Source organism: Desulfobotulus sapovorans DSM 2055 (assembly GCF_059569355.1).
In genome coordinates, this window is record NZ_JCANVJ010000001.1 from 1 (window position 1) to 12,619 (window position 12,619).

Here is a 12,619-nt window from a genome sequence, read left to right on the forward strand (position 1 = left end):
TATGGCGTCGTGTGTTAACATGCTTCTTGCTTTATCAGATCAGGCTGAGAATGTTTAGCTTTTTTTACCCATGCCCGGACTTTTGGAGTAGTTACGGCCAGAGAGAAGATCCCGAACCATTTCCGGATGAGAAAAAAAGAGCTTGTATCCCGTATCGTGGGGATGGTGTTCTGGTTTCATGGAAAATACCTTAGCAGAAAAAGCGGGTATCTGAGAATGGATTTCCATGGAATTATGGTTTTTTCATGAAAACCCCCTCCCCAGTTCCGATCCTTTCTTCTTAAGGCTTTGTGGTCTTCAAAAAAAGAAAGGAGTCTTTCATGACGGCATCCCTGCTTCCCTTTGTGGCCCCACCTGTGATTCTTCCCCGGAGGCACGTCCCGGTTTTTCCGACCTTCTTCTTCAGCGCCTGGAAGCAAGGTTTCTGGAGGAGGGGGCCGATGCGGAAACCCGCCGTCTTTTGCGAAGCCCGGAGCTGCACCAGGCCCTGGGCAGGCCAGAAAAAGGCAGGTGGACGGAATGCGTATCCGCCATTTCATGGAGCGTTTTCAAGGAAGGCCCGATGCCTTTGTCCGGATGTGGCAGGACAGGCTTACCGGTAAACAGGAACTACGGGCTTTTTTATCGTATCCACGGAGAAGGCGCTGGCTGTTGGAAGAGGGGATGAAGCGGGCAAGGGCTAAGGAAGTTATCTTTTTCAGTGTCACTCACCCCCGTTTTTTGGGGCCATGACAGCTTCTGCGGGTTCAAGGCGCTGGAGCGTGGGAACGATGGATTTTATGCTGCAAAAGTAAATTTTGCGTCTGTTCTCACATCTCAGGGAAAATGTATGGAGGCAGAGACAACACCTCAGACGGCATGGCTGAGTCGGGGTAGCAATCAGAAAAGCATATGCGATATTCCGGCAGCTCTTCACGATCAGGCCCCGATTAGAGGGGATTGAGACTGCCCCCCCCATACACCTCCGCTATCCCCTTCCTTTTTTCCTGAAAAAATCCCTTCCGGTGCCGTGTTCTTTTCCGTAAAGGCCTTGAAATGCCATCCCACCACCATTGCGGGGAGGTGCTGCCATGAAAGAAGTGCTTTACGTTCTGTCGTCAGGTTCCTGGCTGAAGCGGGAGGGGGAGGCCCTTCTTGTGATGCGGGAGGGCCGCGTTCAGGACAGGATTCCCCTCGGCGGGCTGAAGCGGCTTGTGCTGCTGGGGCGTTCCTCCCTGTCTTCCGGGCTTCTGGATTTTCTCGTGAAACGGGGCATTGATACGGTGTTTGCCACACCGGACGGCAGGTTCCGGGCAGTCATCCTGGGCGATCCCGGCAGCCATGTGGAGCGGCGCATGGCCCAGTACCGGAAGCTTTCCTGTGAAAACTCCAGTCTGGAGATGAGTGCCATTCTGGTGGCGGGCAAGGTGGCAACCTTCAGCCTCTACCTGAAACACAGGGGAAAAACCCTGGGAAACCGGGATCTTCTGCAATCCGTCCTGCGCATTGAAGCCTGCTCTCCTCTTGAGGAAGACCGGGATCCCGCCCGTCTGCGGGGTCTGGAGGGGGCCGCATCCCGCATGTATTTTCAGGCCTTTTCCGGGCTGATCCAGAACCCCGCCTTCCGGTTTCAGGGCCGGAACCGCAGACCGCCCAAAGATCCCGTGAATGCCATGCTGTCCTATCTTTATACGGTGCTCTTTGCCGAAGTGCTGTCTGCCATCCTCACAGAAGGGCTGGATCCCTGGCTAGGCTCTTTGCATGAGCTGGCTCCGGGCAGACCGGCCCTGGCCTGTGATCTCATGGAAGAGTAGCGGGTGTTTGCCGTGGACAGGCTGGTCTTGACCCTCATCAACTGCAACGGGGTGCAGCCCGGGGATTTTGTGACGGAAAAGGACGGGGAAGAGGAGGAAGGGACATCCGTTCGCATGATGCCCAAGGCCCGGCACAGGGTCATTGCGGCCTGGGAAAGGCTTCTGGAAAGCCGCATCGCCTGGCCGCCCGATGAAAGCCCCAAATCCATCCGGGATGTGATCCGCCATCAGGTGCGGGCCTTTGGGGGCTGGCTTGTGGAAAACAGGCCCTATACACCCTTTCTGTGGAAGGTGTAGCCATGTTCGTGCTGGTCTGTTTTGACATATCGGATAACCGGGTGCGCTACCGGGTCAACCGGGTGCTTCAGGGCTATGGCCTGCGGGTGCAGAAATCCGTGTATGAGTGTCCGCTGCTCACGGAAGCGGCTTTTCGGAAGATGCGGGCCCGCATCGAAAGGGAGATCCACATGCATACGGATTCCGTGCGGTATTACGCCCTGTGCAGGCCCTGCATCCGGGAAATCCGCTGTGACGGCCTGGGGCTGATGCCGGATATGGAGATCTTCGGGGCGGTGTAGGCCAAAATGCAGGATGGGGGGGAGGCTTTCTTGAGGTGTAAGGACTGGCTTTTCCTGAACGGAGCGTTCCCGGGCCGGAACCAGGGAACGCTGAAAAAAGGTGGCTGAAGCCGGGGCGGCATCAGGAGCAGTGTTCAAAAAGGGCTGTGCTGAGGTAACGCTCGCCTGTGCTGGGGAGCAGGGTCAGCAGGGTTTTTCCGGCAAAGTCCGGTCTGAGGGCCAGACTGTGGGCGGCGAAGACCGCAGCGCCCGATGAAATGCCACAGAGAATCCCTGCGGAACGGGCCAGCATTGCCGCCGTTTTCAGGGCGTCTTCGCTTTTTACGGCCACAATCTCGTCAATGAGGGCGGTGTCCAGATTGGCAGGGACAAAGCCTGCCCCGATGCCCTGAATCAGGTGCGGGCCCGCTTTGCCCCCGGAAAGCACGGGAGATTCCGCAGGTTCAACGGCAATGACCCGGAATTCCGGATAGCGGTTTTTAAAATACCGTCCGATGCCGGTGAGGGTACCCCCCGTCCCCACCCCCACCACCAGGGCATGGGCTTCTCCTTTTGTTTCCGCATCCATCTCCGGCGCCGTTGTCCTTTCATGGGTGGCGGGGTTGGCCGGGTTGGCGAACTGATCGGGCATGAACATTTCCGGATTCCGGGAAAGAATTTCCCTTGACCGGGCAATGGCACCCTGCATACCTTCTGCTGCCGGTGTAAGGATGAGTTCGGCACCCAGAAAACGCAGCAGTTTTTTACGTTCAAGACTCATGCTTTCGGGCATGGTGAGGGTCAGGCGGTAGTTCCGTGCGGCGCAGATGGCGGCAAGGGCAATGCCCGTATTGCCGCTGGTGGGTTCGATGATGGCCGATCCCGGGCCGATGTGTCCCAGGCGTGCGGCTTCGGAAAGTATGCCTTCTGCAATGCGGTCTTTCACACTTCCCAGAGGATTGAAAAACTCGAGCTTGGCGAGAAGCCTTGTCCCGCGGTCTTTCATCACGGGGGTACTGATGTCCAGCAGGGGGGTGCTGCCGATGGTTGCCGGGATATGGGGGAAGAGGGCCATGGATATCTCCTTGGGGGTTGGGAATGGACGGATATGAAAATTTATAGTGTGGGGGGCAGCATCCGGGACCGTTTGCTCGGACGGCCTGTGAAGGACAGGGATTTTGTGGTGATCGGAGCAGGGGAAGCCTCCTTTTTCCAGGCCTTTCCCCGTGCCCGGAAGCAGGGGAAGGGCGTTCCCGTCTATCGGGTCGGTCATGATGAATACATTCTGTCACAGGCAGACAACATTGAAAATGACCTTTTGGCAAGGGATTTTACCATCAATGCCCTGGCCGAAGATGCAGAGGGGCAGCTGTATGCCCATCCTCTGGCCCTGGACGACCTCAGGAACAGGGTGCTGCGTCCCGCAGGCCCGCAGAGTTTTCGGGACGATCCCCTGAGGGTTTTCCGTGCGGCCCGTTTTCTGGCGGTTCTTCCGGAGTTTTCGCCTGCACCGGAGCTGCTGCCCGCCATGAAGCAGATCGCCCCTCTGTTGGAAAAACCGGCTCCGGAGCGGGTGGGCAGGGAGCTGTGCATGGCCCTTGGGGGGGAAGCCCCCTCCCGTTTTTTTACGGTTCTTGCAGATGCGGACTGTCTTGATCCCTGGTTCAGGGAGATGAAAAGTAGCCTGAGCGTTCCGGCCGGGCCGGTACCCTATCACAGGGGGTCGCTTTTTGAACATCTTCTGGAGGTGGTGGAGGGGCTTCGCGGACAGCCCTTCCGGGCCTGGATGGGGCTGTGCCATGATCTGGGCAAACTTGGCACGGCCCGGGAGAAATGGCCCAGTCACCATGGACACGATGTGGCGGGCATTGCCATGGCGCGGGAATTTGGAGAAAGGCTGCGTCTTCCCGGGCGTTTTGTGGAAGCAGGGGGGCTGGCGGCAAAGTACCATATGGTGGCAGGTCGTTATGACAGTCTCCGGCCCGGCACCCGTGTGGATCTTCTGCTTGCCCTGCACCGGGAAAATCTTCTGGAGGATCTGTTTGCTCTGGTACGGGCGGATCATGGGGAAGATTTTTTTGACATGGCAGCCGGGGATCTGCATACCCTGCTTGCCGTCCATCTTCCTGAGAACCATGGGCTTTCCGGAATCCGGGCAGGACAGCGCCTTCGGGATCTGCGCTGTCAGGCCCTGAAAACCCGGAGTGTCAGTCCAGCCTGAAACGTTTGACGAGGGTTTCGAGGCTGCCCGCCATGGTGGCCACATCTTCCGCACGGGCGTTGACCGTATCTCCTGTTCCGGTGATTTTTGATGTCGCACCGCTCACGGCATCAATATCCGTATAGATTTCTCCCACCAGGCGATGGAGGGACGTCATGTTTTCAGTGACTTCCTGAATCCCCCGCGAAGCCTGAAGCACATTGCCGGAGATTTCCCGTGTGGCTGCGGACTGCTCTTCCACGGCAGTGGCAATGGCGTTGACAATATCGTCCATGGCGGCAATGGCCACCGTGACCTGCCCCACATCTTCCCCGACTTCCAGGGAAAGGGTCTGGGCCAGGGTGATGATGCGCCGGATGTCTTCCGTGGCTTTGGCGGTCTGTTCTGCAAGGGCCTTGATTTCTCCTGCGACCACGGCAAATCCCTTGCCCGCTTCCCCGGCACGGGCGGCCTCGATGGTGGCGTTCAGGGCCAGGAGGTTGGTCTGGGCGGAAATCTCCGAAATGGTTTCCGTCACCTTTCCCACCTGCATGGCGATGTTCCCCAGTTCCGTTGTTTTCAGGGATGTTTCCGAAGCCCTTTGTACGGCAGTGCCTGTGGTGCGCCGGGCTTCTTCCGCATTTTTGGCGATTTCATCGATGGTGCTGCTCATTTCTTCGGTGGCTGCGGCAACCATGGAGGTATTGGTGGCGGTTTCTTCCATGGCCGAAGCAATGCTGCCCATGTTGTCCTTCATGGTGGAGGCCGCATCCCGGACAGCTTTGGTACCCTGGGCGGCGGTCCGGACGCCTCCGGCCAGGGATGCGGATTCCTGACGCAGGGAGCCTGAGGCGCTGTGCAGGCTGTTGGCATTTTCGCGGATGCGGGAGACCATGTCATGAATCTGCCCGATGAAGCGGTTGATCCATCTGGCCATTTCTCCGGTTTCGTCTTTTTTATCTTCGGGCATACGCCGGGTGAGATCCCCTGTGCCTGAGGCCAGATGCTCCAGCAGCTTTGCCGTACGTTTGAGGGAGAGCACCACCTCCCTTGTGGTGAGGATGGCCACACAGAAGAAAATGAGAATGAAGATTCCCATGATAAGCGCAAGCCAGAAGAGACAGCTCTGTACCTTCCCGTTGATTGCTGTTTCAATGCGGGCCTGTTCCCTTGCGATATTGTCGATATAGATGCCGGTACCCAGCCACATGTCCGTACCGGGTACGGGTTCTGCGTAGGAAAGCTTGGGCTGGTTGCCATGGCCCGGTTTGTCAAAGATGTATTCCACAAAACCGCCGCCCTTTCGGGCTGCATCCCGTAAGGCCTGAACAAAATAAACGCCATTGGCATCTTTCGTGTTTTTCAGATCCTTTCCCACCAGATCGGGACGGGTGGGCAGGGCCATGTTGGTGGTGTCCCTGTAGAGAAAAAAGTATCCGGAGCTGTCCTTTTCAAAGCGGACGTCCTGGAGCATCTCGCGGAAAATACGGATGCGTTCCTCCGGTGCCTTGATTTCCAGTGCCACCTTGCCCATCGCCAGGGCCAGGGCGTGGGTGGCCACCTGGATTTTGGCCCTCTGGTCTTCCTGCATGACAAGGCCTGTTTCATGGATGCCGATGTCCCGTGCGGTGTGGGCTGCCCGGAAGGTGGCCCAGAACATGGTGATGAGGATGAGCCCCACAAGGATGAGGACGGCGGTCATGCGCTGGCGGATGGTGAAGGTATTCAGCATGGGGAATCCTTTTTTCAGAGGGTTGAAACGGGGGACTGGATGGTGTGGAAGCTCTTAGGGGCAGCACAGGGCGTCCTGAATCCGGGCAGGAGAAAAACCCGCCATCGCTGGACGAAGGTGTTTCTTCTGTCTGAGTGCTAACACAAAACGCTGTGTGAAACAATGTTCGCGGAGGGAGGGGGGCGGATTTTTTTACGGATTGCCACCCGGCTCGATGGCCGATGCCAGGCGGAAATCCATTTTGTCCGGGGCAGGGGATTCCCTGGAATCAGAAGAAGAAAAGAAAGATGAAAAGACCGGTTCCCAGGATCAGACGGTAGACGACAAAGGGGAACAGTCCCATTCTGGCAATAATCTTCAAAAAGAAGTGGATGCAGAGAAGGGCACTGACAAAGGAAAGTCCCATCCCCGTAAAAAGGGCGAAAAGATCAAAGATTTCGGGATGGCGTATCAGTTTGTAGCCCTGGTATACGGTGATGAGCAGGATGATGGGAATGGAAAGCAGAAAGGAAAAGCGGGCGGAACTCTGCCGGTCAAAGCCCAGCATGAGACCTGCCGTGATGGTGATACCGGAGCGCGATGTGCCCGGAATCAGGGACAGGGCCTGCATCAGGCCGATGACCAGTGCCTGACGGAGGGTCATTTTTTCCATGACAAGCTGCTGTTTTGCCCGGGCGTCGGCAAACCAGAGCAGGCCCCCGAAAATCAGGGTCGTTGTGGCGAGCACCCAGGGGGAGCGCAGATGCATCTCAATAAAGTCCGCCGCCAGAAGACCGGCAAGGGCCGTGGGAAAGGTGGCCAGGATGAGAAACCAGGCCATTCTGCCATGGGGGGTCTGGTTTCCGCCAAGGGAGCTGAACCATCCTGTGATGAGATGGCGGATATCTTGCCTGAAATAGAGCATCACGGCCAGCAGGGTGCCCCCGTGTACGGCAATGTCAAAGGCCATCCCCTGATCTTCCCAGTGCAGCAGGGCGGAGGGCAAAATGAGGTGGGCGGAGGAGGAAATGGGGAGAAACTCCGTAACCCCCTGAATCAGTGCAAGGAGGGTGATTTCAAACAGTCCCATGGGGAAAAAGCCTTTCATCCTGTTGATGTGGGGGGGGCAGGAAAGCGGACAAGGCTGATAAAAAAGCTTTTTATGGGCAGTTTGTCAATATCAAAGGCCGTTACGGAGAACGGCCTCTGATATTTTCCGGAGACCCGGATTCTGCTGGGGGATGGCTCCCCTTTCAGGTTCAGGGGCTTTTTTCAGCTCAGGGCAGCCAGCTTTTCACCTGGGCCTCATTTTCCCGGATAAAGCGTTTCGCGTTTTCATACCGGTCTGCTTTGGGTTCCTGATCCCAGGCCATGACCATCTGAAGCTGGCCCGGATCTTTCCATGCAAAGTTTTTCAGCACTTTGTACGCATCGGGGTTGTCCTGTTTCAGGCCTTTGCGGACGATGGTATGGATCTGTTCCTCCTCACCGAGAACCCCTTTGGGATCTTTCAGATATTTGAGATTCCATTTACCGAACATCCAGTGGGGAGACCAGGCCGTCACCACCACCCATTCCTTGCGGCGGATGGCCGTATCCAGGGCTGCGGTCATGGTGGCACCGCTGCCTTCCATAAGTTCCAGTTTGTTCAGCCCGTAGTCCTTCATGGCCTGTTCGGAAAGGCGCATCAGACCGGCTCCCGGATCAATGCCGATAATTTTGTTTTTAAACCTGCCTGCATGGGCATTGAGCTCTCCAATGGAGTCAATGGTGACATAGGCGGGAACGGCCCAGCCCAGTTTGGCACCTCCCACAATGGGGCCGAGATCCTCTACCCGGTTTTTCACCCTGGCATAGTAGTCCGCATGGGTCACGGGAAGCCAGGCGGTAACCATGGCGTCCACATTGCCCGTGCCGATGGCCTGCCACATGGCCGCTGCCGCCACGGGGAGAATTTCCACCTCATAGCCCAGTTTTTCCTGAAGTACGGCCTGCACGAGATGGGTACTGGCTGCGGCGCAGTCCCATTCCACATAGGCAAGGCGCAGTTTTTTCTGGGCGAGAGCCGGACTGCTTCCCAGGAAAAGGAGGCTGATCAGGGCTGCCAGTATGGCGAGCTTCTTTGTGTGTCTCATGGTCGTATTTCTCCTTCTGTCAACTTATGGTTTCTGGGTGCCAAGGTGCTGGAGTACACGATCCAGAACAATGGCGACAATTACAATGGCAATCCCCGCTTCAAAGCCGCTGCCCATCTGAAGCCTCTGGATGGCCCGCCAGACTTCACCGCCAAGTCCCCTGGCTCCGATCATGGCGGCGATGACCACCATGGAGAGGGCCAGCATGACGGTCTGGTTGACCCCGGCCATGATGGTGGGCGTGGCCATGGGGAGCTGAAGCTTGAAGAGTTTCTGCCATCTGCTGGAGCCGAAGGCATCGGCGCATTCCACAAGATCTTTGGGAACCTGCTGGATTCCCAGGCAGGTGAGCCGTATGGCAGGGGGCATGGAAAAAATCAGGGTGGCGAAGATGGCGGCCACCTTGCCAAGACCGAAAAAGGGAATGGCAGGAATGAGATAGACAAAGGCGGGCATGGTCTGCATCACGTCCAGCACGGGCTGCACCACGCGGTTGATGCGGGGGCTTAAGGCCGCCACGATACCGATGGGAATGCCGATGCAAAGGGAGGTAAGGGTGGCGATGAGCACCAGGGTGATGGTGCTGATGGTGGCGCTCCACAGTTCCATATTCCAGATGAGGAGGAGTCCTGCCAGGGTAAAGAGGGCCAGTCCTCTTTTACGGGTCAGCCAGAAGACAAGGGCCGCTGCAAGGAGGATGAACAGCCAGGGCGGCAGCAGGAGCAGCCCCTTTTCCATGAAGGAAATGATTCCCTCCATCACGTTGGTAAAGGCGATGGTGAGAAAGGAAAAGGTGGTGACAAGGAACTGGATGAGGGTCTCGATGAGGTCACCGAGGGGAATTCTAGGCATGGTCGCTGCTCCTTCCTTTTTCGGCCAGGGCTGCCAGAAGGGAACCCCGGATAATAATACCCAGCATGTGGCCTTCGCTGTCCAGAACGGGAAGGGGATGGGGAATGCCCGCCAGGATGGGGATAAGATCCGCAGCCGGGGTATCCGGGCTGACATGGAGGAAGTCCTTCTCCATGATGCGCGTGAGATCCCGTTCCCCCCTGGCCGTAGCCTCGGATGCCGCTTCTGCGGAAAGGATGCCGATAACCCGGTGGCGTTTGTCGTGGACAAATATCTGGGAAAAGCCTTCTTTCTGCATGAAACGCAGGGCACTTTTCGGGCCGTGAACCTCCGGGGAGACCATGGCCTTGGGGCGGATCATGACGGATTCTGCGGTGAGAACCCGCGTGATATCGATATTTTCCACAAACCGCTCCACATAGGCTGTGGCCGGATTGGTGAGGATTTCCTCGGCCGTACCGATCTGCACCACTTCGCCGTCCTTCATGAGAACGATCCGGTCTCCGATTTTCAGGGCCTCATCCAGATCGTGGCTGATGAAGACAATGGTCTTTTGCAGTTTCTGTTGAAGGTGGATCAGTTCATCCTGCATATCGGAACGGATGAGGGGGTCAAGGGCACTGAAGGCCTCATCCATGAGGAGGATGTCGGGATCCAGTGCCAGGGCGCGGGCAAGCCCCACCCGCTGCTGCATACCGCCGGAAAGGTTGTGGGGGTACTGGTCTTCCCAGCCCTTCAGCCCCACCTGTTCCAGGGCGGTCATGGCCTTTTCCCGTCTTTCGGCGGCAGCCATGCCCTGAATCTCCAGACCATATTCGGCGTTCTGGCAGACGCTGCGGTGGGGGAAAAGGGCAAAATTCTGGAAAACCATCCCCAGTTTGCTGAGGCGTATCTGACGGAGTTTTTCCGGTGAAAGGGCGGTGATGTCTTCATCATCAATGAAGATTTTACCGGATGTGGGCTGGATCAGGCGGTTGATGCAGCGTACCAGGGTGGATTTTCCACTCCCGGAAAGCCCCATGATCACAAGGATTTCTCCTTCAGAAACGGTGAAGTCCACTTTGGAGACCCCGACACCGCAACCGGTTTTTTTGAGGATGTCTCCCTTGGTTCTGCCCTGCTCCAGGAGCTTTTGTGCTTCTGGGATCTGGTTTTTCGGGCCAAAGATTTTGGTAAGTCCTTCGATCCGTATTTTGGTGTTTTTTTCAGAGTTCAGCATAAAAATCCTGTTTTCGTGAAAAGGAAAGTGCTTCGGAAGCTTCGGGTTTTTCGAGCTGTGCATCCATTCTGAGCATTTAGATTTATAGCGTACTATTATAGTTGTGTCAAACTATTGACGGATATTCATCTATAGACACTGTATTTATCGGAAAAACCGGTAAAAAATTTCTCTGTTTTAGCATTGTCTGCTATGCGTATGAGGGCGGAAGCCCCGCCATTCTGTGCGAGGCAGACCCGCTGTATCCGGAAGGACTGCCCCACGGTGCTTGCCCCTCAGCCCTCAGATCTGGTACAACGCACAGCTGACGGGGTCGGATCGCTTTGCCATTCTGGACAGGAACCCTAAAATCTTTCAGGAAGCTCTGGCGGAGGTCTATGCTTTTCAAAGCTGTGCTCGTTAAATGGATGCGCCGGTATTTTTCCGATGAGGAAGCCATCATCTTCACCCTGTTGCTTGCGGCCTCTTTTCTGACCATTATTTTTTTCAGCCGCATGCTGGCTCCTTTTCTTTTTTCCCTTGTCATTGTCTTTCTGCTTCAGGGGATGGTGAACGGGCTGCATCGCCTTCATCTTCCCCGCATTGTGGCGGTGATTCTGGCTTTCAGCTTTTTCATGGGCTGCCTTGTGGCAGCGATTCTCTGGCTTCTTCCCCTGACCTGGCAGCAGCTCCTCAGCCTGACACGGGAGCTTCCCGGCATGGCCCGGGCGGCCCAGGTCTGGTTTGTGGGAATGCAGGAAGCCTATCCCCAGTTTCTTTCCCAGCAGCATCTTGTCCAGATTTTTACGGAGGCCAGCGGAGAATTGCGGAAGCTTGGCCAGTGGCTGGTGAGCCTTTCCCTGTCCAGCATTCCCAATCTGGTGGCCTGGCTGATTTATCTGATTCTTGTACCGATTCTTGTTTTTTTCATGCTGAAGGATCAGGAAAAACTGGTTGCCTACGTTTCCTCCCTCATGCCGGAAAAAAGGGTGCTCATCAGCCGGGTCTGGCACGAAATGGATGAGCAGATCACCAACTATATCCGGGGAAAATTCATTGAAATTCTCATTGTCGCCATTGCCACCTGGGCGGCCTTTGCCTGGCTGGGGCTGGGGTATGCGGAGCTTCTTGCCCTGATGGTGGGGTTTTCCGTTGTGGTGCCCTATATCGGGGCTGCGGTGGTCACCATTCCTGTGGCCCTCATTGCCCTGTTTCAGTTTGGAACCGGCCCTGATTTTGTGTGGGTGATGGTGGTTTATGGGATTATCCAGGCCCTGGATGGCAATGTGCTGGTTCCCCTTCTGTTTTCAGAAGCCGTGAACCTGCATCCCGTTGCCATTATTCTGGCTGTGCTGTTTTTTGGGGGGATCTGGGGATTCTGGGGTGTTTTTTTTGCCATTCCCCTGGCCACCCTGCTGAAAGCCATTTTCAATGCCTGGCCCAAACTGCATACGGATGAAGAATGCGTCTGATGCTCACCCGCCTGCTCTGTCAGGCTTGTCTGTGAAGGAGGGGATGTCATGCTGAACTGGATCAAAAATCTGTTTGCCGGGAATGCTGCGGGGCAGGCGTCTGGGAATGTGACTCTGGATAACGGGAGTATCGAGGCCCTTGTGGCCCTGCAGGAGGAGGAAGGGGTACAGCTCTTTCTGGGTATGCGGGATGCGGGGCCGGGGCTGGTTTCCTGGGGTATGAAATTACAGCAGCGTTTTTTCGAAGTGCTGGAAGAAAAAGAAAGCTATGTGGCGGACAGGAGTGCTCTGCCCTATCCGGAACCCTGGATACGCCTTGCTTTCAAGGTACAGGCGCTGCGCTGTGTGGTTTCCGGTCAGGAGGAGCTGCTTTCCGCCATTGAAAACGGTCTCAAACACCTGGCCTCTTTTCAGGCCGTCAATCCCAGGGATGTGGATCACCTCGCCCTTGTGGAACGCTACAGGGAAGAGATCCTGAAATATGGGTTTTCTCCGGGGGCTGAGGATGACACCGTTCTTTCCGATGGCACGTCCCTGAGGGATGTTCTGAAAAGTTATGCCCGGGCCCTGCCCACCTTCAACCGTTACCACGATGCCATTGAAGAAAAAAAGAAGGCCTATCTGTTTGAATTTGCCTCTTTTGTGACGCATGTGAGGGCTGGGATGAAGGGGGCCTGAAGCCGGGGACGGATTCTTTTCTG

14 protein-coding genes are annotated in these 12,619 nt (G+C 56.3%); 7 read left to right on the forward strand and 7 right to left on the reverse strand.

Features of this window, described 5'->3' with window-relative positions:
- Nucleotides 1–54 precede the first annotated feature (54 nt).
- Nucleotides 55–180, reverse strand: a complete 126-nt coding sequence (locus BR04_RS00005; RefSeq protein ID WP_496353922.1) for a hypothetical protein — start codon at nucleotides 178–180, stop codon at nucleotides 55–57.
- Between the two features lie 46 nt (nucleotides 181–226).
- On the opposite strand from BR04_RS00005, the gene BR04_RS00010 reads away from it, so the two are divergent.
- The 4 genes from BR04_RS00010 (at nucleotide 227) to cas2 (ending at nucleotide 2,371) form a co-directional block, all read left to right on the forward strand.
- Nucleotides 227–667 (forward strand): hypothetical protein, encoded by a 441-nt coding sequence (locus tag BR04_RS00010; RefSeq protein WP_496353923.1) that lies wholly within the window; start codon nucleotides 227–229, stop codon nucleotides 665–667.
- A 403-nt stretch (nucleotides 668–1,070) separates the two neighbouring features.
- Nucleotides 1,071–1,793, forward strand: coding sequence for a CRISPR-associated endonuclease Cas1 (gene cas1 / locus BR04_RS00015; protein ID WP_496353924.1), 723 nt, complete (start codon nucleotides 1,071–1,073; stop codon nucleotides 1,791–1,793).
- A gap of 3 nt (nucleotides 1,794–1,796) precedes the next feature.
- A complete protein-coding gene (locus BR04_RS00020) occupies nucleotides 1,797–2,090 on the forward strand; it encodes a hypothetical protein (protein ID WP_496353925.1) in 294 nt (97 codons plus the stop codon).
- 2 nt (nucleotides 2,091–2,092) lie between these two features.
- Nucleotides 2,093–2,371: a CRISPR-associated endonuclease Cas2 gene (cas2, locus tag BR04_RS00025; protein ID WP_496353926.1), complete on the forward strand. Its 279-nt coding sequence runs from the start codon at nucleotides 2,093–2,095 to the stop codon at nucleotides 2,369–2,371.
- 121 nt (nucleotides 2,372–2,492) lie between these two features.
- Here cas2 and cysK read toward each other — a convergent pair whose 3' ends face one another.
- The gene (cysK, locus tag BR04_RS00030) at nucleotides 2,493–3,425 is read right to left on the reverse strand and encodes a cysteine synthase A (protein ID WP_496353927.1); all 933 of its coding nucleotides are present in this window, start codon (nucleotides 3,423–3,425) and stop codon (nucleotides 2,493–2,495) included.
- Nucleotides 3,426–3,458: 33 nt separating this feature from the next.
- On the opposite strand from cysK, the gene BR04_RS00035 reads away from it, so the two are divergent.
- Nucleotides 3,459–4,571, forward strand: a complete 1,113-nt coding sequence (locus BR04_RS00035; protein ID WP_496353928.1) for a tRNA nucleotidyltransferase/poly(A) polymerase-related protein — start codon at nucleotides 3,459–3,461, stop codon at nucleotides 4,569–4,571.
- On the opposite strand, the gene BR04_RS00040 is transcribed toward BR04_RS00035, so the two are convergent.
- The 5 genes from BR04_RS00040 to BR04_RS00060 form a co-directional block, all read right to left on the reverse strand.
- Nucleotides 4,558–6,282: a methyl-accepting chemotaxis protein gene (locus tag BR04_RS00040; RefSeq protein ID WP_496353929.1), complete on the reverse strand. Its 1,725-nt coding sequence runs from the start codon at nucleotides 6,280–6,282 to the stop codon at nucleotides 4,558–4,560. The two genes, BR04_RS00035 and BR04_RS00040, sit on opposite strands and share 14 nt — an antisense overlap.
- Before the next feature lie 268 nt (nucleotides 6,283–6,550).
- Nucleotides 6,551–7,351: an undecaprenyl-diphosphate phosphatase gene (locus BR04_RS00045; protein WP_496353930.1), complete on the reverse strand. Its 801-nt coding sequence runs from the start codon at nucleotides 7,349–7,351 to the stop codon at nucleotides 6,551–6,553.
- 187 nt (nucleotides 7,352–7,538) lie between these two features.
- Entirely contained in the window at nucleotides 7,539–8,396 is an 858-nt protein-coding gene (locus tag BR04_RS00050) for a glycine betaine ABC transporter substrate-binding protein (RefSeq protein ID WP_496353931.1), read from the reverse strand.
- Nucleotides 8,397–8,420: 24 nt separating this feature from the next.
- Nucleotides 8,421–9,248: an ABC transporter permease gene (locus BR04_RS00055; RefSeq protein ID WP_496353932.1), complete on the reverse strand. Its 828-nt coding sequence runs from the start codon at nucleotides 9,246–9,248 to the stop codon at nucleotides 8,421–8,423.
- Nucleotides 9,241–10,467 carry a quaternary amine ABC transporter ATP-binding protein gene (locus tag BR04_RS00060; RefSeq protein ID WP_496353933.1) on the reverse strand — a complete coding sequence of 409 codons (1,227 nt, stop codon included), beginning with the start codon at nucleotides 10,465–10,467 and terminating at the stop codon, nucleotides 9,241–9,243. The genes BR04_RS00055 and BR04_RS00060 overlap by 8 nt, the downstream gene beginning before the upstream one ends.
- Before the next feature lie 377 nt (nucleotides 10,468–10,844).
- On the opposite strand from BR04_RS00060, the gene BR04_RS00065 reads away from it, so the two are divergent.
- Both BR04_RS00065 and BR04_RS00070 read left to right on the forward strand, forming a co-directional pair.
- Nucleotides 10,845–11,918 carry an AI-2E family transporter gene (locus tag BR04_RS00065; protein WP_496353934.1) on the forward strand — a complete coding sequence of 358 codons (1,074 nt, stop codon included), beginning with the start codon at nucleotides 10,845–10,847 and terminating at the stop codon, nucleotides 11,916–11,918.
- A gap of 48 nt (nucleotides 11,919–11,966) precedes the next feature.
- Nucleotides 11,967–12,596 carry a hypothetical protein gene (locus BR04_RS00070; RefSeq protein WP_496353935.1) on the forward strand — a complete coding sequence of 210 codons (630 nt, stop codon included), beginning with the start codon at nucleotides 11,967–11,969 and terminating at the stop codon, nucleotides 12,594–12,596.
- Nucleotides 12,597–12,619: the final 23 nt, after the last annotated feature.